Here is an 18,805-nt window from a genome sequence, read left to right on the forward strand (position 1 = left end):
ATTGTTGAAAAGCTAAACTATCTGTGTCACAAATAGATTTATCGGCTCTGAAAATAACAAAAATACACTGTTTTTTCTCAGTCCCTTTACCTTTAATAATGGATTAACCTTGGTGAATTAGCGTTCGGATTAAAACACTTAATAACAAAAACAATTAAGGTGATTAAAATGAAGAAGATAAAACTACAGGGCCTAGCTCTTGTCGCAGGCTCAATGCTGTCAATCAATGCCCTATCAGCCGAGGCTGAATACACATTAAAGCTGCATCATATGCTTCCGCCAATGTCGATGGCACATTCTCAGTTTCTTGTACCTTGGGCAGAAAAAGTCGAAACAGAATCGAATGGTCGAATCAAAATAGACATTTACCCAGCCATGCAATTGGGCGGAAAGCCGCCTCAGTTATTTGATCAAACTCGCAAAGGCATTGTGGACTTGTCTTGGACAGTGGCTGGCTACACACCTGGACGTTTTCCCAAAATGACGTCGTTTGAACTGCCTTTCATTCCAGGTTCAGCAAAAGCAACCAGCATGGCGCTGCAAGATTACTCAGAAACTGAAATGCAAGATGAAATGAAAGATGTCCACGTCATCGCATTGCACACACACACTCCCGGCTCTTTTCACTCACGAGACAAGGCCATTAAAAAACTAGAAGACTTGGAAGGCATGAAGGTTCGCGCCCCCAACAAAGTCATGTCAGAAGCCTTTAAAAGTGTGGGCGCTAATACCGTCTTTTTGCCGGTTACAGAAATGCCAAGTGCTCTATCAAAAGGCGTTATTGATGTAGCGGTATTGCCTTTCGAAGTGGTATTGCCAATGAAAATATACGAGTTGGTAAAACACCACACAGAATTTAAAGGCGCAGGTCTTTATACAAACACATTCGTTTTTTCAATGAACAACAAAGTCTATGACAGCATGCCTGCCGACCTACAAAAAGTGATTGATAACAATTCGGGTGTTGCGTTAGCAGGGCACATCGGGGATTTGTTTGATAACTACGAAGTGTTTGCGCGTAAGTACGCAGTGGATCAAGGCAATAGCTTTGATTATATTGAAGGCGCAGAACACGCTCGCTGGGAAAAGGCCATGGCACCGATTACCAGCCAATGGGTTGAAGACATGAACGATGACGACTACGACGGACAGCGTTTGTTAGACAAAACCAAAGCACTTATCAAAAAATACGAAGCACTTTAAGCCACGTTGTTGGATGATTTTAAATGACAGTATTTTCTGCCGATATACAGCGATCCTTTCTGGGTCGCTTATCAAATATTTTTGCACTCACGGGCGGCTTTGTCATGCTTGGCATAGCCGCCGTCACCGTTGCGAGCATAATAGGTCGAACCACCATTGGACAATCAATTGAGGGTGATTATGAAATCACTGAAATGGGTCTGGCCATGGCGGTGTTTCTCTTTTTGCCCGTATGTTATGTGCGTAATGGTCACGTGATTGTTGACCTCTTTACCGCACATTGTAAAAAAAGCACGTTACAAACATTGGATATCACGGCGGACATCGTGTTTACCGTAACCGCGTTTGTCTTTGCCTATCAAATGAGCCTTAGTGGGCTTGAGGCAAAAGACTACCTTGAACAAAGCATGCTGCTTGAACTTCCTACTTGGTGGACATTCATTGTCGGCGTCACGTCCATGACGCTGTGTGGACTATGTGGCCTTTACAAACTGTTTGCCGCGTTTCTAGGAGGTGCGAATGAGTAATATTGAGCTGGCATTTTTAATGATGGCTGCGTTGCTTGTTTTAATGAGCATTCGTATTCCAATCGCGTTGGCCATGTTAGCGTGTGGCGCGGCGGGCTACTCCATGATTGGCGGCGTACCGGCGTTATTAGAATATTTAGGAACCGCACCCGTCTCTAAATTTTCCACTTATGACTTATCCGTTGTCCCTTTATTTCTTTTAATGGGCGAGCTTGCGACACGATCTGGTATTACGGCCGAGTTATTTAAAACCTGCAATACGTGGATTGGACGTCAACGCGGCGGTATTGCTATGGCGGCCGTAGCGGGTTGCGCGGCATTCGGGGCGATTTGTGGCTCATCCTTGGCAACCGCGTCCACAATGGGAAAAGTCGCGTTACCTGAAATGAAACGCCTTAACTATTCTGGTAGTTTGGCGGCGGGCGCGTTAGCCGCTGGTGGCACATTGGGCATTTTGATTCCTCCTTCCATGGTGCTGATCATTTTTGCGGTTCTGACCGAACAAAATATTTCCAAAATGTTCATTGCGGCCTTTATTCCTGGCTTTCTCGCCGCGGGCGGTTACATTCTTGCTATCGCAATTTACGTAAGGATTTACCCAAATGCGGGACCACGTGGAGAAAAAACCACGCTGGCACAGAAAATAAAATCGACGAAAGACGTATGGCATATTACGACGATCTTTTTAATCGTATTAGGCGGCATTTACATGGGGATTTTCACCCCAACAGAAGCGGCATCTGTCGGTGTTATTTTGACCGCCATTCTAGCCGTGACTCATGGAAAAATGCGTCTTGATGGTCTATTGGTTTGTCTGATGCGTACGGCGGTATCTGCTGCGATGATCTTTTTCATCGTGCTAGGTGCGGATTTATTCAGTGTGTTTATCGCGCTTTCTAGGTTACCTGATCTAGGTGTTGAGCTTATTCAGAACTCTGGCCTGTCGGCCTACACTATTCTAGTGTTGATGCTATTAACCTATTTAGTGATGGGGTGTTTCTTAGACAGCTTGGCGATGATTTTGCTCACCATTCCGATTTACTTCCCAATGATTATGGCCATGGATTTTGGCATTCCAACGGCAGATGTCGGTATTTGGTTTGGCATATTGGCACTGATCGTCGTCGAAGTCGGACTCATCACACCACCCGTGGGCATGAACGTTTTTATCATTAAATCCTTTGATGATAGCCTTAAATTAAAAGAGTGTTTTAAGGGGGTCATTCCATTTTTACTGTCTGACTTTGTGCGCGTTGCGTTACTAATAATCTTCCCTAGCATCACGCTTGGGTTAGTTCACTTGATCGGATAATTCATAAAAAAACGGCGTTGAAATTGAATCAACGCCGTTTTTTATGATCCATGTTTTGCATTACACCGAAATAGTGTTTTTATATTACAATGCCCAATTATTTAATAAGAAATGAGATCTAAATGGCTGACGATACAAAAAAAACAGACCCATCCGTGGATTTTGGCATACTCAATAGCCTAATGGGTTATCGCTTACGCCGTGCTCAAATGAATTTTTTCAGCAAATTTTCCGATTTGTGTTCAGACTTGGGCATCAGTCCAGGCTTATTTGCCATCATTGCCATTGTTGAACGAAACCCAGGACTAACCCAAACCGCAGTGGCTCAAGCGCTGGGGAATGACCGTTCCGCCATGGTCGCTGCAGTCGATAAGTTAGAGCAGATGGATATTATTGAAAGACGTCCTGCTAAAAACGATCGTCGCTCTTATGCGTTGTTTATGACCAAACACGGGCAAACATTTTTTAAGACATTATCAACACGCGTGATGGAACATGAACAAAGTATGGCGGCGCGCTTAAAAGATGACAAAGAACTTGATTGGCTACTGAAAACGCTCGACATCCTATCGAAGAACTAACGCTGAGTAATGGCTGACCGTAAAAAGTCAGCCATTACTCTTAACATTTAGTTCGTAAACTGATTCGCAAATTGTCCAACCGCACCCACAACACGCTTAGCACCGTCTTGAATTTCAACAATCACTTCACCTGCTTCATTCGATAACGCCAAACCTTGCTCTGCTTGTTCTTTGCCTTTATTAATCAAAGCCACCGCTTTTTCAGCAAGTAACTGATTCTGTTCAACCACGCCAACGATTTCTTCTGTTGCCGAACTTGTTCTTGATGCAAGCTGACGAACTTCGTCCGCAACTACCGCAAAGCCGCGACCTTGTTCGCCAGCTCTCGCCGCTTCGATCGCTGCATTTAGAGCTAAGAGGTTTGTTTGGTCTGCGATGCCTCGGATACTCTGGATAATCGAACCCACTAACTGCGATTGTTTATCTAGCTCAGAAATGCCTTCTGCCGCTTCGGCCATTTGGTCCGATAGCTGGTGCATCACTTTCACCGTGTCTTTAACCACTTGGCTGCCTTTTTTAGCGCTTTCATCAGTTTGCTTAGACGTACTAAACGCAATATCCGCGGCTTCGGACACGGCGATTTCACGATTAACCTGATCGGTAATCACCGTTGCAAATTTAACCACTTTATAAAGGCGACCATGAATATCAGAAATTGGGTTATAAGACGCTTCTAACCAGACAGTGTTGCCTCGGCTATCAATACGTTTAAAACGCTCGGCAAAGAAAATGCCCTTATTTAACTTACCCCAAAACTCCGTATATTCGGCAGACTTAGATTCTTCTTCAGTACAAAACATTTTATGATGTTTGCCCTTAATCTGCGCCATTTCATACCCCATCCCTTTTAGGAAAAGGTCATTTGCTTTCAGAATATGGCCCGTCATATCAAATTCAATGACCGCGGTAGAACGCTGAAGTGCGGCTATAATATTTTCATCTTCTCGAGATTTAACAATCGTTCGAGTTAAGTCGTTACAATGTAAGGTGAGTATTTTTGTTGTGCCGTCGCCATCCACCATGGGTTGAAAAATGGCTCGAAGCCACACTTCTTCTTTGTTGTTTTTTTCAATTTCCAAGGCACCAACCCAGTGTTCCCCTTCTTTTATAGCATTCATCAAGGCTTTATAATGCACTGTGTTACGAGCGTAGCTTGGCGCTAATTCAGAAATCTTTTTGCCTACGATGTGTTCTTTAGCAATGCCTAATTCATCCGCGAATTTTTTGTTTACCGTGGTTACAATGCCGTCTGGCGTTGCCATGATAACCAGCATTTCTTGCTCTAAACTTTCTTTGACTTGATTAAGCGAAAACAGCTCTTCCTTCAAAGTCTTAAGTTCATTCTTCAAACTATTATTAAACATTCCTTTCCCCTCACATACCAAATCAATAAAAAATCAAAACAACAAAGTCCGTAAACTAAAATCTAAAAAACACTCTGTAGACATTTTCTATAACCAGAATTTTTCATTAAAGCATCTGTAATATAGCGTAGTTCAGATTGCTAAAAAATCACGTAAAACCATTCACTTCGCTCACAATGGTATCGAGTACTTGATGTAATTGTGAGCGAAGATCAGACACTTGAATAGAAGAAAAACAAACCTCTAATTCGTCTTTATCTTCCGTCGCTTTTAAAACCTGCTCAAAATGTGACAGCTGACTCGAAAGTTGCAACAAGCCCATCGTCAAAGCAGATCCCTTTAATGAATGAATATATTCTCGCGTGCGAACTGGATCACGCTCCTTCACGCCTTGTTGAATTTTTTCTAATAAATCGTTGGATTCAATGACAAAGCTTTCCACAACGCTTTTGAATAAATCCGCACTGCCACCGAAGCGATTTAAAACAGATTCAATATCTTCGTATTCCTTCGATGCATTATCTTCTTTTTCTATTATGGTCTCAGCTTCAATATTCACATTTAATAACGGCTTTTTATCGACGTAGCGCAAAATACACGCAATCATCAAATCAACATCTAATGGCTTACCAAGATGATCATTCATTCCCGCATCAAGACACGCTCGACGATCAGATTCAGACACATTCGCAGTCATCGCAACAATGGGCAATGACGCAAACAACGTATTTTGACGAATCAACCTCGTGGCTTCCAACCCATCCACACCTGGCATTTGCATGTCCATAAGGACAAGGTCAAAAAAATCTGCGTCTTGTTCTAATACTGTTTCAACACCTTCTCGCCCACCTTCTGCCACGGTAACAATCGCGCCTTCGGCAGCCAGCAACTCTGTTGCTACTTGTCGGTTAAAGGCATTGTCTTCCACTAATAAAAGTTTAATACCCTCCAAATGCCCTTTGGTTTGAATATCTTGTTTCTCCGTACGGCTTTTTATTGCTGTACGATTGCCCGATAACGCTTTGATAATCGTTTCAGATAACTGACTTTGTGTCGTGGGCTTTATCAAATAATCCGTCGCCAAATCAATGGAGCGTTCAAGCGTTTCATTCGACATGTTGGCCAGTAAAATAATTTTTGGTTGACGAGATACTAGGTCAAATTGTCCTCGCATTTTTAACAAACTGTCACGTCCAACAAAGTCTGACGTTTTCACATCTAGCAGCACAATATCAAACGGATTGTTACATTGAATGGCCTCATTTACCCAATGAATTACCGCTTCAATCGTGTCGGCTTGCTCATGAGACCAACCTAGATTATTCGCCATGCGCGTTAATATGGTTTGCGAGGCAATGTTATTGTCTACGATAAGAATACGTACGGGTGCACTTTTTTGAATCATCATTAAGCTTGAGTCTGGAGAGTCTGCAATAGGCAGGTCAATGGTGAAATAGAAAAGACTGCCTTCACCTAACGTACTCTTCACACTTAATGTTCCACCCATTAATTCGACAAAACGACGGCAAATTACCAAGCCCAAACCTGAGCCTCCAAAACGTCGAGTGGTTGAAGATTCCGCCTGAGAAAACACTTCAAAGATGGACTCTATTTTATCGTCTGAGATACCAATTCCTGTATCTTTAACTGAAACCGTCAGTCGTGACACACCTTCCGCTGCATTCGTATGTTTAATTTCTAAAGTGACACTGCCTTCTAAGGTGAATTTAATCGCGTTACTTAATAGATTGATGAGAACTTGTAACAAACGCAGTTTGTCGCCCACAAGAGAGGGAGGTATGTCTTTATCTATATCAAAAATAAGCTCAACATTGTCTTTTAACGTACCACCAGACAACACCGTAGATAACTCATAAAGTAATTTTTCGACATCAAAAGGAACGCTTTCCAGTTCTAATTTTCCAGCGTCTACTTTGGAAAAGTCCAACACATCATTAATCAAACCCAGTAATGATTTCGCTGAAATATGGGCCTTGGAAATATAATCTTCTTGCTGATGCGTTAAAGAGGTTCGTTTTACTAACTGCAACATACCTAAAATGGCGTTCATGGGCGTGCGAATTTCGTGGCTCATATTCGCTAGGAAGCTGGATTTGGCTGCGCTGGCCGCATCCGCTTCATTTTTTGCGTTGCGCAGGCGAGTTTCAAGCTCTCTTTCCGATGTAATATCTTGATTCACACCAATAACATTGATGGTGTTTCCGTTGTTGGTTTTATCGACATAAGCATCTGACTTGATATAACGAACACTGCCATCGGGTAAGACAATCCGAAAATCAATACTGTATGTCCCTTCAGTCGCGAGTATTTCCTGTAAAAAAGTCGATGTCCACACTCTATCTTCTGGGTGAACTTTTTCCAGCCATGTGTCAAAAACCACAGGCGTTTCATCATTTTTTAGACGTGGTAGTTGGTAGATATCAAACATAATATCATTCCATTCCAGTACTCCCAGTTCAACATCCCAACGCCACACACCAAGACGTGCCGCCTCTGTCGCTACCAACAACTGATCACGAGCCGACACCAACGCCAACTGGCTTTCTTTCTGTTCGGTAATGTCCATTGCCATGCCCAAAAAACCGACAATTTGATTGTCTGCGTTTTTCATTGGTGTGATCACCAAAGACACGGGTTTTCTATTCCCAAATTTATCAATATAGGTCCATTCATTTCTATCATAATCATCGTGGAATGCTTTAAATATCAGCACATCCATTAAGTCTGAAACATAGGTTCCGCTTGTTTCAAGAATCGCCTTCTGCGCTTGCTCGATTTCATTATGATCATGGAAGTCTAAGGACGTCATTTTATTGACCGCTTCCTCAGCGGAATACCCCAACATTCTTTGCGCACCGCTGTTAAAAAGATTAATCACCCCTTTCTTATCCGTCGCTATGATTGAGATTTCAGAAGAGGCGTTCAATACATCGTTCAACAGCAAATTGATTTCTTGTAATTCTAAGGTCCGCGCCTTTACCTGACTTTCTAAATTGGTGTTTAAATCACGAATTTTGGCTTCTGCTTTTTTACGCTCGGAAATATCTCGGACACTGTTCGATACCCCAACCACAATATGGTTAGAATCAAATATGGGCGACACCGTCAATGCCACAGGAACATCAGAACCGGACTTCGTCTTTCTTCGCGTTTCCACCAAAAACGACTCTTTGCTTTCAATAACCGATGAAAGAATCAGTTTGTCTTCGTATTGCAGATCCGTCGGTACCAACAACTCAAGAGACGATTTCCCCATAACTTCTTCTTGTGTATAACCAAAAATCTGCTCTGCTCCCTTATTCCAGCTGACTATTTCATTGCTTAAACTTTTACTGATAATGCCATCTGCTGAGCTTTCCACTATCGCCGCAATGCGTGATTTATGCGCGACATTAGCCCGTACCATCGCCACCAGCAGAGCAACAAGGGCGCTTATAAAGCCCCCAATGACCAAAACAGAGAAAGGGTTGGGCAAATGTAAATCAGCAATAAAAGCCGAAGAAACGCTAAAACAGCTTTCCCATTGTCGACCGTAGATGGATTGTGATTGGAATACTTTATGTCGGTCATCTTTTAAATCACCGCTGTCGTAAAAACGCACTTTGTTATCTACATCTGTGATATCAAAGAGTTCGTAATGCACTTTCTCCAAATCAATTTGAAGATCTTTTAAAACATCTTCAATGATCAAAGGCGCATAGCTCCAACCAAAGCCTTTTTCTTTTCGTTCCTCTAATGTGCTGGGGACTTTTCCCCCTCGATAAATCGGCATGAGAATCAACACAGACTGCTGTGCCTTTCCTGACGCTTGCACTAAGGTAATCGGCCCTGTCATTCTGACACCACCACTGTAAAGCGCCGAACTGGCGGCTTCGCGGCGATTTTTTTCAGACGCAATGTCCAATCCTATTGCTGGCAAGTTTCTTTCAACGGGCTCCACAAATTGAATAATGAATCGATCACCAAAATTAGAAGTGAGTTCTTTGATTTGAAAATCTGGCCAGCCATGTTGACGCGCAGATTGAATAAAATGATCGACCTTGTTTTGAGAAACACGACGAATAAACCCAAAGCCCAGCGCACCGGGAAACTCTGTTTCTAAATCACGTGTCAGACTGTACTGGTGGAACATGTCTTGGGTGATTTCATTTTCACCCGCCGTTAATAAAACGCCTCGGGCACCGCGAAGTCCATATTGATAGATTTGGATGCGATACAACACTTCTTCCATGACATGATGTGAAGATTGGAAAATGGCGTCTGCGATTCTTTCTTTATTGCTGTCCTGAACTCGATACGTCACAGCCAACGTGACTAACATACCAAACAGCAATACTAAGATCACATAGCGGTTATAAAAATTATCGAAGGATATTTTCTTCACTTTTGCCTCCTGGCAAATGTCGATCCCAATACCGAATTCATAAATGTCTTAAAACTGCCTATCAGATTGATTTTGTTGTAATTGTAGTCTAATTCATGGTCTTTGATAAAATATCCAATCTCGAAAATCACACAAAGCTACAATTTATTACGCAACCTAACCCAGTTTTATAAACAGACGAAATGAACCGCATGATTTTTTCTCAAACTTCCTTTGCCTTAAATCAATTTCCACCATACAAACCAAGCAATAACGTGTGTTTTACGCTATAAATACACTTACATTTCCCACACAAAACGACAGGATTACATGTTATGAAAGTGGCCGTTTTCTCATGCAAACCCTACGACAAAAGAACACTAAGCTCACACTCAGACAACACCTCGCTGTCCATGACCTACTTTGAAAGTCGTCTAAGCATGGAAACTATCAGTCTAGTCAAAGGTTTTGATGCCGTCTCTTGTTTTGTAAACGATGATGTAAATGCCGATGTCATCCATCTTTTAAAGCAACAAGGTGTGAGCACCATCGCTTTGCGTTGCGCTGGGTTTAACAATGTGGATTTAGACGCTGCAAAAGCAGAAGGCATTAAAATATTTCATGTTCCCGATTACAGCCCAACATCCGTCGCGGAACACGCTGTGGCGCTCATCATGACGTTGAACAGGAAAACGCATCGCGCTTATCACAGAGTAAAAGAAGGCAACTTTGCATTGGAAGGTTTACTCGGTTTTAACTTAGAAGGCAAAACGGTTGGCTGTATTGGAACAGGGCGAATTGGGGCGGCTTTTTGTCGAATCATGAAAGGCTTCGGCTGCCATGTTTTATGTTATGACCTTTATCCATCCCAAACCCTAATCGATCAAGGCTGCGAATATATTTCACTGGATGAGCTCTACCAAAAAAGCGATATCATCAGCTTGCATTGCCCGCTCAATGCATCAACTCATCATTTGATAAACACAGACAGCTTAGAAAAAATGAAAGACGGCGTGATGATCATCAACACCAGTCGTGGCGCATTGGTTCATGCTCAAAAAGCCATTGATGCACTCTATAGCGGAAAAATCGGTTATTTAGGGTTGGATGTTTACGAACAAGAAAATAAGATTTTCTTCGAAGATATGTCATCCCACATCATCCAAGACAGTGTCTTCCAGCTGATGCTCACCTTCCCCAACGTCGTCGTAACAGGCCACCAAGGCTACTTTACCGACGAAGCGTTAAACCACATTGCGGCAACCACTGTCGACAATTTACTGCACCATCAGAATGAAGAAAGTTACGCGAGACAGCTGGCGTAGAAATACCATTTCATCCCTTAAGACGAGTTTATTGCCCCAGCGAATGAGGTTTTAGACTCGTCTCACTTCTTGAAAAACCCTATCTAACAATCCACAAATGGTCACACTCATCGAGTATAATTTGTCCATATTTATAAAAGAGAAGGAATGCCAGCACATGAATCTCGACAAACCATCTCAAGACCAACTCATCAGCATTGTCCGTAGAGCAGGACAAGACATCGTCATGCCAAGCTTTCGTCAATTAAACTCAGGAGAGGTCGAAACAAAAAGCAGCCTAACCGACCTTGTCACCATTGCCGACAAAGCCAGCGAGGCCTTTATCACTGGCGAAATTCAGCGAGCGTTTCCAGACTGGGAGATCGTGGGAGAAGAAGCCGTCGCCGAAGACCCATCGACCACGGATAAAATCGCCACCGCACAAACATGTGTGATTATCGATCCGATCGATGGTACGTGGAACTTCGCACATGGCTTATCAGATTTTGGAATTATTCTTGCCGTTGTCGTCGAAGGCATTACTCGATTTGGTTTACTTTACGATCCCGTTAATGATGACTGGGTTTACGCCAATCTAGGTGAAGGCGCGTTTTTCCAGCGCACCGCCATGAACGAAAAAGGCCAACACCAAACACCAAACCAAGCGCCCTTGCCTCTGCACATCACCGCAGAACCAGAATTAGACAAGCTCACTGGCATCATGTCGGTAAACTCATACAAGGGGCAGAAAAAACAAGACTTTGCACTGAAAGCGTCTCGCTTTGTTCGCATCAACAACTTACCGTCTTGTCCTGCTTACCGACAAATTGCCCAAGGCCACTTCAACTTCAGCCTAACCTACAAACTGCTCCCGTGGGATCACGCCGCCGGCGTATTAGTTCACACCGAAGCGGGTGGAGTTTGTCGAACACTCGACGGCCAAGAATACAGCCCAACCATGCTAGACGGCGAAATGCTCGCCGCTCAGTCAGATCAACAATGGCAAGCGCTGGCGGATTGGTTTAAGGAGTAATGAACTTTAGCTCCTCCCCCTGCTAAGGGGGAGGCTGGGAGGGGGTCAGCTCTGCAACCCATTTAACCCCACCCTAACCCTCCCCTTCAAAGACACAAGGGGAGGGAACAAAACAATCACCTCCAGAAAAACAAACCAGCCTACTCCTCCCCCTGCTAAGGGGGAGGCTGGGAGGGGGTTAGCTCTTCTCTGTCTTTTTACTTTTTCTTGCTAACCTTCTTCGCGGCTTTGGCAAGGACTTCACTTTCCGCACGAGCGGCAGCGATGCGTTTGAATAGTTCATCAGGGTAATTTTTCTGGTCGCTTGAGCAATGGAGAAAAGAAAATCGTTATGACCTTGTAGAAAAGCAAAGTTAGATTGAGTGGTGGTCATTGCGTTCTAAAGTCCTTTTTCCGCTGAATGTCATCATCTTGAATTGTCAGTTTACCCTGACAATTCGAATTGCGGAATCCTTTCATTGTTATTGGGTGAATTATTACCAAGGATGCTTAGCAAAGTAGCTGTCTAGATGATCAATCAAGGCGCGTACATTGGGTGATAGATGCTTTCTGGACGAATACAAAGCGTAGATTGTTAGGTCTTTGGGTTTCCACTCTGGCAAGACATGGCACAGGCTGCCATCCTTAATGTAACGATTGGCTAAATACGTGGGTTGTAAGCACACACCCATGCCATTCAATGTAGCATGCAAAAGCGCCGTCGCTTCGTTAATACTTAAGCGACAGTCCAAAGAGACCGATTCAAACTGGTCATGCTGAGATAGATGCCAGATGTGACGCGCCAAGTTTTTATAGCCCAAGCAATCGTGGTTTATTAGGTCTTGCGGATGCTGAATATCACCGATCGTTTGTCGTACTTTTTCAAGGTAAATCGGAGACGCTACCAACACGGATTCACAAACTGCGATGGGCTTACCGATTAAGGAAGGATCGGGATTCGAGGCAATTCGTATCGCAAGGTCGATGCTTTTTTCGGTTAAATCGGCGGCACTGTCTTCTAAATCTATATCGATATGAACGTTAGGATGTTGATCCATAAAGTCCTGAATGGCGGGCATGAGTTGGGAAAAACCAAACGACATGCTGGACGTGATTCGAACCACACCAGACAATTCATCACTGGTATTGACCAAAGATATAAAATCATCGGCTTGCTCCAACCAAAGTTCGACGTCTTTTAAGCAGGCTTCACCCGCGCTGGTCAGTGATATTTTTCGTGTTGTGCGATGCAACAAACGAATCTTTAACCAATCCTCCATTGTTTCTATATAACGCGTCACCATTGGTCGTGACATATTCAAACGATCCGCAGTTCGAGAAAAACTACGCGATTGCACAACATCAATAAACACCTTGGCCGCCGTCACTCTGTCCATAATTTCACCCATCAACTTGCACGATATAAGAAACAATCATGCTCATTTTTGTGTATTTTTCCGAGCACGTCAATTCTCTATTATGGCCACATCAACACAACATTCACTCTAGGAGAATATAATGAAAAAACTGATTACCTTAGCAGCTTCCGCTCTTATTGCTCATTCTGCTTTTGCAGCAGACACTAAACCTTTGACGCTAGATGTATACAACGCAGCGTCTGGTAGCTTTGGTGTTACTTCTACTTTGGTTTATGGTGAAACAGAAGCCATGGTTGTTGATGCAGGATTTACCAAAGCCGATGCACTGCGCATTGCCGCTAAAGTATTGGATTCTAAAAAAGAACTAAAAACGATCTTTATTAGCCAAGCGGATCCTGACTATTACTTTGGTGCCGAAACTTTGCATGAACTCTTCCCAAAAGCGGAGATCATAACCACACCGGCGGTTCAAAAAGTGATTGAAAAGAAAATGGCGGGCAAAGTCGGATTTTGGGGCCCTCAAATGGGTGCTAATGCACCTGTAAGCCCTATCGTTCCAACGGCTTATACTAAGTCCACTTTAATGGTTGATGGTCAGACGATTGAGATTCGCGGCACTGAAGGTATTTTGGCGCACCGTCCTTACCTTTGGATTCCATCAAACAAAGCGATTTTAGGGAACGTGGCTGTATTCGGTAATATGCATTTGTGGATGGCCGATGCGCAGTCTGATGAGTCTCAAGAAGCTTGGAAAACACAGTTGCAAGAAATGCTCGACCTTAAACCAACCACGGTTGTTCCTGGTCATATGACACAAGGTACAGCGTTAACCGCAGACAATATTGCGTTCTCACTTGATTACATCAAAGCTTTCCAACAAGCAAAAACGAACAGCAAAAACAGCGCAGAATTTATTAAAACAATGACGGCGAAATACCCAAATGCACAAGGTGCTTTGAACCTAAACATCGCAGCGAAAGTCCATAAAGGTGAAATGGCATGGTAAAGGTCCATTATTTCTTCGACCCTATGTGTGGCTGGTGTTATGGTGCATCGTCTTTAATTAAAACTCTGGCTGAAATGCCTGGATTCGAGATGACTTATCACCCTGGTGGCATGATTCCAAAACGGGCGATTGATCCGTCTTTCAGACAGCATATTTTGCAGGCTGACAGTCAAATTGCCACGATGACAAAGGCCAAGTTTGGCGAGGTGTATAAAGCCAGAGTGGCAAGCAGCGGTGAGTTTGTTATCGATTCTTACTTACCAACTCAAGCATTTATGGTGGGTATTGAGATGGGGATCGAACCACATGTCATGCTAAAAGCCATTCAATTGGCGCATTACCAAGACGGTAAAGCACTGGATAAACCAGAAGCGTTAAAAGCATTGGCTGTTTCGTTAGGTCTTGATGAAGCAACATGGACAGAAAAAATGGCAGGTGCTGAACCTGCCATGATGAAAGTAATAGAAGACAGCCAGACGTTAATGGATCAGTTACAAGTAAACGGTTTTCCAACGCTGATCATGGAAAAAGATGGCCAGTTAATCCGCTTACCTCACAGTACTTACTACGGCAAGCCGATTGAATGGAAGGCGCATTTAACTTCTTTGATTTAACTTCTTTGATTTAGCTGCCTTGATTAAACTTAAGACGCTATAGGTTATGACACCCCAGCCGTTGGACAACCAACACTGGGGTTATAAAGTCAGATTCAATTACAACGCCCACGCAAAGGTTAACGTGCCGTAGCGTGTAAACTTGTCTATTTCACGGTCACGTTCGTCGCCATTAATGCTAAAGGGAGAATTAATCGCAAACGCAAGAGACGATTCGCCCCACGAATAGCTCAAGCCGGAAGAGAACATATTATGACTGCGGTCATAATCGACTGATTGACTGTTGCGGAATGTATTACCATCCATGAAAATTTGGTTGAAGTCGTAATTAAACAAAACCCCTGCAAACACAAACCAACCATGATCGATTGCAATGGGATTCGAAATGCGCGAGCCAGACAACAATACACTGGCGTAAGAGTTTTCCATCCGCTGACCATAACGTAAAACAGCCCCTGCATTCACACCACTTTTGATCGTGCCGACATCCACACTTGCACCCAGTAATAGATCCATTCGCTCGCTATCAGAGACCCAAGAGCGCCATGTTCTACTGCGGGAAATCATAAAAACAGGTTCATTTTTTAATTGTGTGTCCCAACCTTTTGGGTCTTGAGCACCAATAATTTTATGAATGGTTTTTTGTGTTTGTTTACCTAAAGCCCAAGGTCCAACCATTCCCAGCGTGGTACTTAATCTATCGGCATGATCCGGGCCAATCGAAATATAAGTATTGGTATAGCTTAATAGTCCTGCGTAAGGAAGAGAGCCCTCAGGCGGATGGGACACCGTCAAATCACTGGGTGTCATCAAAGATTGACCAATGCTATTCACCTTAATGGTCACAAGCGCAGGTGTATCCGGCATGCTCCACATAAAAGGTTTTACCCAAACATCAGGGTCTGGCTCAAAACTGGGCGTGTCATCGATGCTATAAATAGAAACATTAATGCCATTGGTATAGCCATTATCTTCATTCACAAAGAAGTCATTATCTAACGTGGCGGACATCCATTGATCTTCGGCAAACACAGTGCCCGTAAACAATACAAGCAGCACAAATGCGTATTTATTCAACCCCGTTGCTCTGAATTTCCAACCTTTGTTAACTTGCGTCATCTTCAACCTTTTGTCTTATCTACCTATTTGAACAGCAAATAGCTGCCGCCATTATAAAGTAGTCGCCTCTTAAAACATGAAGTACATAACATATATAACCTAGGTGAATTTGATGGCACTTTATGGAAAAAGTTCTACGCTGCAGCCAGTTTTGTGCAAAAAAAACTCATTCGTTCTTCATGCCAAAAACAAGACATAAAAAAACCACTACAGAGCAGGCTCGTGCAGTGGTTTTTCTAGTAATAAGCCACCATTTGATGGTCACTTCATACCGGTATTAGAAGATCAAAAAGCCCAATGAAATGATCACGCCTGAACCGATCAACGCCATCAAGCAATAGCCCATCACGTCTTTCGCACCCAGTCCTGCAATCGCAAGCGCTGGCAATGCCCAGAAAGGTTGAATCATGTTCGTCCACGCGTCGCCCCATGCAATGGCCATGGCAGTTTTCGCCGCATCCACACCAAGCGCAGCACCAGCAGGCATCATGATTGGCGCTTGAACCGCCCATTGACCACCACCAGAAGGCACGAAGAAGTTAACAATACCCGCACTCAAAAAAGTAAAGATAGGGAATGTTGTTTCGTTTGAAATAGACACAAACGCTTGAGAAATCACTCCTGCAAGCGACGCACCAGAATCGCCTGTTGCCGTCATCATGCCCATGATTCCTGCATAAAACGGGAATTGAAGCAAAATGCCAGAACAGTTACGCGCGCCTTGAGAAATCGAATTCAACAGGCTCTTTGGTGTTCCGTGTAGCAAAATAGCCGAGAACAAGAATGTGAAGTTAACAATATTCAAGTTTAGCGCGAAGCCATTCGTCACAAAGTAATAAATGATGTATGCAAAGCCCATCACACCCAATGCCAACGACAAAGTACGGCTATTTTCAAGACGTTCTGCTGGTGTCATATCGGCTTTGTTAGGCGTTTCGACAACACTCTCTTCCAGCAATGACGCGTCAATCGTGATGGTGTCTTGCGGAGCAGGATGCATCAAACGATTCAATAACGGAATCGCGACTAACATCACCGCAAGAATCGTCAAGTTCATTGGTGAGAAAATCGTTTCTGACGTAGGAATCGCCGCCGTGACAGCGCCGTTTGTCACGACTTCAATATTCTTACCGCCTGCAATAGACAACGGAATAGAGCCTGAAAGGCCACCATGCCAAAATAAGAAACCACTGTAAGCTGATGCGATCAATAAGCGGTAATCCACACCTTGTACACGCGCCGCAATTTCACGAGCAAAAATAGCGCCTACAACCAAACCAAAACCCCAGTTAACCCAACACGCCATCGCGCTGATAACAGTCACCAAAATAATGGCTTGGCCTGGTGTTTTTGCCACACCGGCCAACATAGCCAATTTACTTTTAAACGCCGGTGCACTCGCCATAGCATGGCCCGTCACAACCACCATTGCCATCTGCATCGAAAAGCTGAGCAATTTCCAAAAACCACCAGCCCATGCATTTACAACCTGCATTGGCCCTTGACCGGTGCTAGGCATAACAAACAAGAACACCACAAAGGTTAAAATGATTGCAAATATGAATGGATCAGGGAGGTAACGCTGTAACAGCGCCACGAAGAATTGGCTTATTTTTTGTAAACCGGTTTGCTTTTGTTCGAGAGTGTTCATCAATTTATCCTATTATTATATTTATATTTTATTAGTGCTTTTTATCTTTTTATTACATGAAAAAGCTGAAGATGACCTTAGAAAAGTCCCTTCAGCTAGAACGCTTTTTTACCGTACCTTTGTCTTATGACCAGCGTTAACGAGACACCAACATCGCCACGCCCATTCCGCCGCCAATACACAGCGTCGCCAAGCCTTTTTTCACGTCTTGTCGTTGCATTTCATGAAGCAAAGTCACCAAAATACGACAACCCGATGCGCCGATAGGATGACCAAGCGCCACCGCACCACCATTCACATTGACTTTACTGCTGTCCAAACCGAGCTCTTTGTTTACACACAAAGCCTGAACCGCAAACGCTTCATTGGCTTCAATAAGGTCTAAATCATCCACTTGCCAATTGACTTTCTTAAGCGCTTTTTGTGTCGCTGAAATAGGACCCGTACCCATAATTTCTGGATCAACCCCCGCCGCACTCGCCGCTTCAATGACCGCCAAAATAGGCAAACCTAAACGCTTCGCCTCCACATCAGATGTCACAATCACCATCGCGGCACCATCGTTTAACGTCGATGCGTTGCCTGCTGTCACCGTGCCTTCTTTTGCAAACGCTGGGCGCAATTTCGAAAGGGATTCCGCACTGGTATTAGGGCGAATTTGCTCATCCGCCACCACGATCACTGGGTCGCCTTTGCGCTGAGGAACGGCAATAGGAAGAATCTCTTCAACAAAACGACCCGCCGACTGTGCTTGCGTAGCCTTTTGCTGCGAGTTCGCCGCAAAAATATCTTGTTCTTGGCGACTAATGTCCCAACGAGACGCAATATTTTCCGCCGTTTGACCCATGTGATAATCGTTAAACGCATCCCACAAGCCATCGGTTACCATAGAATCCAATAATTCCCAGTTGCCCATTTTCTTGCCAGAACGACTGTTCGGTAACACATGAGCGGCTTGACTCATGCTTTCTTGCCCGCCAGCCACAACCATATTGGCATCACCGTTCAGCACGGCTTGCGCCGCCAACTGCACGGCTTTCAAACCCGAACCACACACTTTATTGATGGTCATCGCCGACACTTTTTTCGGTAATCCAGAATGAATCGCCGTTTGACGTGCAGGGTTCTGGCCACAACCCGCCGCCAGCACTTGGCCTAAAATCACTTCATCAATCTGGTCTTTCAATAACGGTTGTTTAGCCAAGATGCCAGACAATAATTGAGTACCCAATTGCACCGCACTCAGGGAAGACAAAGCACCGTTAAAGGTACCAATGGGCGTTCTTGCAGCAGCAACAATGACAGCTTTCATTCGATCGGCTCCTCGATTTTTAAATCAATGTATTATT

The 18,805-nt window shown here is 43.9% G+C and carries 14 protein-coding genes; 8 read left to right on the plus strand and 6 right to left on the minus strand.

The genetic code is table 11. The features are described from left to right. The first annotated feature begins 168 nt into the window (after positions 1–168). The 4 genes from D104_RS32860 (at position 169) to D104_RS32875 (ending at position 3,623) form a co-directional block, all read left to right on the plus strand. Positions 169–1,203, plus strand: a complete 1,035-nt coding sequence (locus tag D104_RS32860) for a TRAP transporter substrate-binding protein (RefSeq protein WP_024024917.1) — start codon at positions 169–171, stop codon at positions 1,201–1,203. Positions 1,204–1,226: 23 nt separating this feature from the next. Continuing rightward, positions 1,227–1,730 (plus strand): TRAP transporter small permease, encoded by a 504-nt coding sequence (locus D104_RS32865; RefSeq protein ID WP_024024918.1) that lies wholly within the window; start codon positions 1,227–1,229, stop codon positions 1,728–1,730. Then, a complete protein-coding gene (locus D104_RS32870; RefSeq protein ID WP_024024919.1) occupies positions 1,723–3,042 on the plus strand; it encodes a TRAP transporter large permease in 1,320 nt (439 codons plus the stop codon). The genes D104_RS32865 and D104_RS32870 overlap by 8 nt, the downstream gene beginning before the upstream one ends. Positions 3,043–3,164: 122 nt before the next feature. Further along, positions 3,165–3,623, plus strand: coding sequence for a MarR family winged helix-turn-helix transcriptional regulator (locus tag D104_RS32875; protein WP_024024920.1), 459 nt, complete (start codon positions 3,165–3,167; stop codon positions 3,621–3,623). Between the two features lie 47 nt (positions 3,624–3,670). On the opposite strand, the gene D104_RS32880 is transcribed toward D104_RS32875, so the two are convergent. Both D104_RS32880 and D104_RS32885 read right to left on the minus strand, forming a co-directional pair. Beyond that, positions 3,671–4,987 carry a methyl-accepting chemotaxis protein gene (locus tag D104_RS32880; RefSeq protein WP_024024921.1) on the minus strand — a complete coding sequence of 439 codons (1,317 nt, stop codon included), beginning with the start codon at positions 4,985–4,987 and terminating at the stop codon, positions 3,671–3,673. Between the two features lie 148 nt (positions 4,988–5,135). Further along, on the minus strand, positions 5,136–9,392 hold the full coding sequence (locus D104_RS32885) for a PAS domain-containing hybrid sensor histidine kinase/response regulator (RefSeq protein ID WP_024024922.1): 4,257 nt from the start codon (positions 9,390–9,392) through the stop codon (positions 5,136–5,138). A gap of 314 nt (positions 9,393–9,706) precedes the next feature. Here D104_RS32885 and D104_RS32890 point away from each other — a divergent pair, with 314 nt between their 5' ends. Together D104_RS32890 and D104_RS32895 are read left to right on the plus strand one after the other, a co-directional pair. After that, complete coding sequence (locus D104_RS32890) at positions 9,707–10,696, plus strand: 2-hydroxyacid dehydrogenase (protein ID WP_024024923.1); 990 nt, start codon at positions 9,707–9,709, stop codon at positions 10,694–10,696. 157 nt (positions 10,697–10,853) lie between these two features. After that, a complete protein-coding gene (locus D104_RS32895) occupies positions 10,854–11,708 on the plus strand; it encodes an inositol monophosphatase family protein (protein ID WP_024024924.1) in 855 nt (284 codons plus the stop codon). A 476-nt stretch (positions 11,709–12,184) separates the two neighbouring features. On the opposite strand, the gene D104_RS32900 is transcribed toward D104_RS32895, so the two are convergent. Next, positions 12,185–13,084, minus strand: coding sequence for a LysR family transcriptional regulator (locus D104_RS32900; RefSeq protein ID WP_031215174.1), 900 nt, complete (start codon positions 13,082–13,084; stop codon positions 12,185–12,187). Positions 13,085–13,205: 121 nt separating this feature from the next. On the opposite strand from D104_RS32900, the gene D104_RS32905 reads away from it, so the two are divergent. Together D104_RS32905 and D104_RS32910 are read left to right on the plus strand one after the other, a co-directional pair. Then, complete coding sequence (locus tag D104_RS32905) at positions 13,206–14,072, plus strand: MBL fold metallo-hydrolase (protein WP_024024926.1); 867 nt, start codon at positions 13,206–13,208, stop codon at positions 14,070–14,072. After that, on the plus strand, positions 14,066–14,686 hold the full coding sequence (locus D104_RS32910; RefSeq protein ID WP_024024927.1) for a DsbA family protein: 621 nt from the start codon (positions 14,066–14,068) through the stop codon (positions 14,684–14,686). Before D104_RS32905 ends, D104_RS32910 begins: the two co-directional genes overlap by 7 nt. A gap of 99 nt (positions 14,687–14,785) precedes the next feature. On the opposite strand, the gene D104_RS32915 is transcribed toward D104_RS32910, so the two are convergent. The 3 genes from D104_RS32915 to D104_RS32925 all read right to left on the minus strand — a co-directional run bounded on the left by D104_RS32915 (position 14,786) and on the right by D104_RS32925 (position 18,768). Beyond that, positions 14,786–15,805 carry a lipid A deacylase LpxR family protein gene (locus tag D104_RS32915; RefSeq protein WP_024024928.1) on the minus strand — a complete coding sequence of 340 codons (1,020 nt, stop codon included), beginning with the start codon at positions 15,803–15,805 and terminating at the stop codon, positions 14,786–14,788. Positions 15,806–16,082: 277 nt separating this feature from the next. Beyond that, positions 16,083–17,456: a short-chain fatty acid transporter gene (locus D104_RS32920; protein WP_024024929.1), complete on the minus strand. Its 1,374-nt coding sequence runs from the start codon at positions 17,454–17,456 to the stop codon at positions 16,083–16,085. A gap of 136 nt (positions 17,457–17,592) precedes the next feature. After that, on the minus strand, positions 17,593–18,768 hold the full coding sequence (locus tag D104_RS32925; RefSeq protein WP_024024930.1) for an acetyl-CoA C-acetyltransferase: 1,176 nt from the start codon (positions 18,766–18,768) through the stop codon (positions 17,593–17,595). Positions 18,769–18,805 lie beyond the last annotated feature (37 nt).

The sequence above is a fragment of the Marinomonas profundimaris genome, assembly GCF_000508165.1.
In the GTDB taxonomy this organism is placed as follows: Bacteria; Pseudomonadota; Gammaproteobacteria; order Pseudomonadales; family Marinomonadaceae; genus Marinomonas; species Marinomonas profundimaris.

Excerpts from the sequence above, each read along its gene's own strand:
- D104_RS32860 (WP_024024917.1), top strand. The coding sequence starts at position 169 with ATGAAGAAGATAAAACTACAGGGCCTAGCTCTTGTCGCAGGCTCAATG.
- D104_RS32865 (WP_024024918.1), top strand. The coding sequence starts at position 1,227 with ATGACAGTATTTTCTGCCGATATACAGCGATCCTTTCTGGGTCGCTTA.
- D104_RS32870 (WP_024024919.1), top strand. The coding sequence starts at position 1,723 with ATGAGTAATATTGAGCTGGCATTTTTAATGATGGCTGCGTTGCTTGTT.
- D104_RS32875 (WP_024024920.1), top strand. The coding sequence starts at position 3,165 with ATGGCTGACGATACAAAAAAAACAGACCCATCCGTGGATTTTGGCATA.
- D104_RS32880 (WP_024024921.1), bottom strand. The coding sequence starts at position 4,987 with ATGTTTAATAATAGTTTGAAGAATGAACTTAAGACTTTGAAGGAAGAG.
- D104_RS32890 (WP_024024923.1), top strand. The coding sequence starts at position 9,707 with ATGAAAGTGGCCGTTTTCTCATGCAAACCCTACGACAAAAGAACACTA.
- D104_RS32895 (WP_024024924.1), top strand. The coding sequence starts at position 10,854 with ATGAATCTCGACAAACCATCTCAAGACCAACTCATCAGCATTGTCCGT.
- D104_RS32900 (WP_031215174.1), bottom strand. The coding sequence starts at position 13,084 with ATGGACAGAGTGACGGCGGCCAAGGTGTTTATTGATGTTGTGCAATCG.
- D104_RS32905 (WP_024024926.1), top strand. The coding sequence starts at position 13,206 with ATGAAAAAACTGATTACCTTAGCAGCTTCCGCTCTTATTGCTCATTCT.
- D104_RS32910 (WP_024024927.1), top strand. The coding sequence starts at position 14,066 with ATGGTAAAGGTCCATTATTTCTTCGACCCTATGTGTGGCTGGTGTTAT.
- D104_RS32915 (WP_024024928.1), bottom strand. The coding sequence starts at position 15,805 with ATGACGCAAGTTAACAAAGGTTGGAAATTCAGAGCAACGGGGTTGAAT.
- D104_RS32920 (WP_024024929.1), bottom strand. The coding sequence starts at position 17,456 with ATGAACACTCTCGAACAAAAGCAAACCGGTTTACAAAAAATAAGCCAA.
- D104_RS32925 (WP_024024930.1), bottom strand. The coding sequence starts at position 18,768 with ATGAAAGCTGTCATTGTTGCTGCTGCAAGAACGCCCATTGGTACCTTT.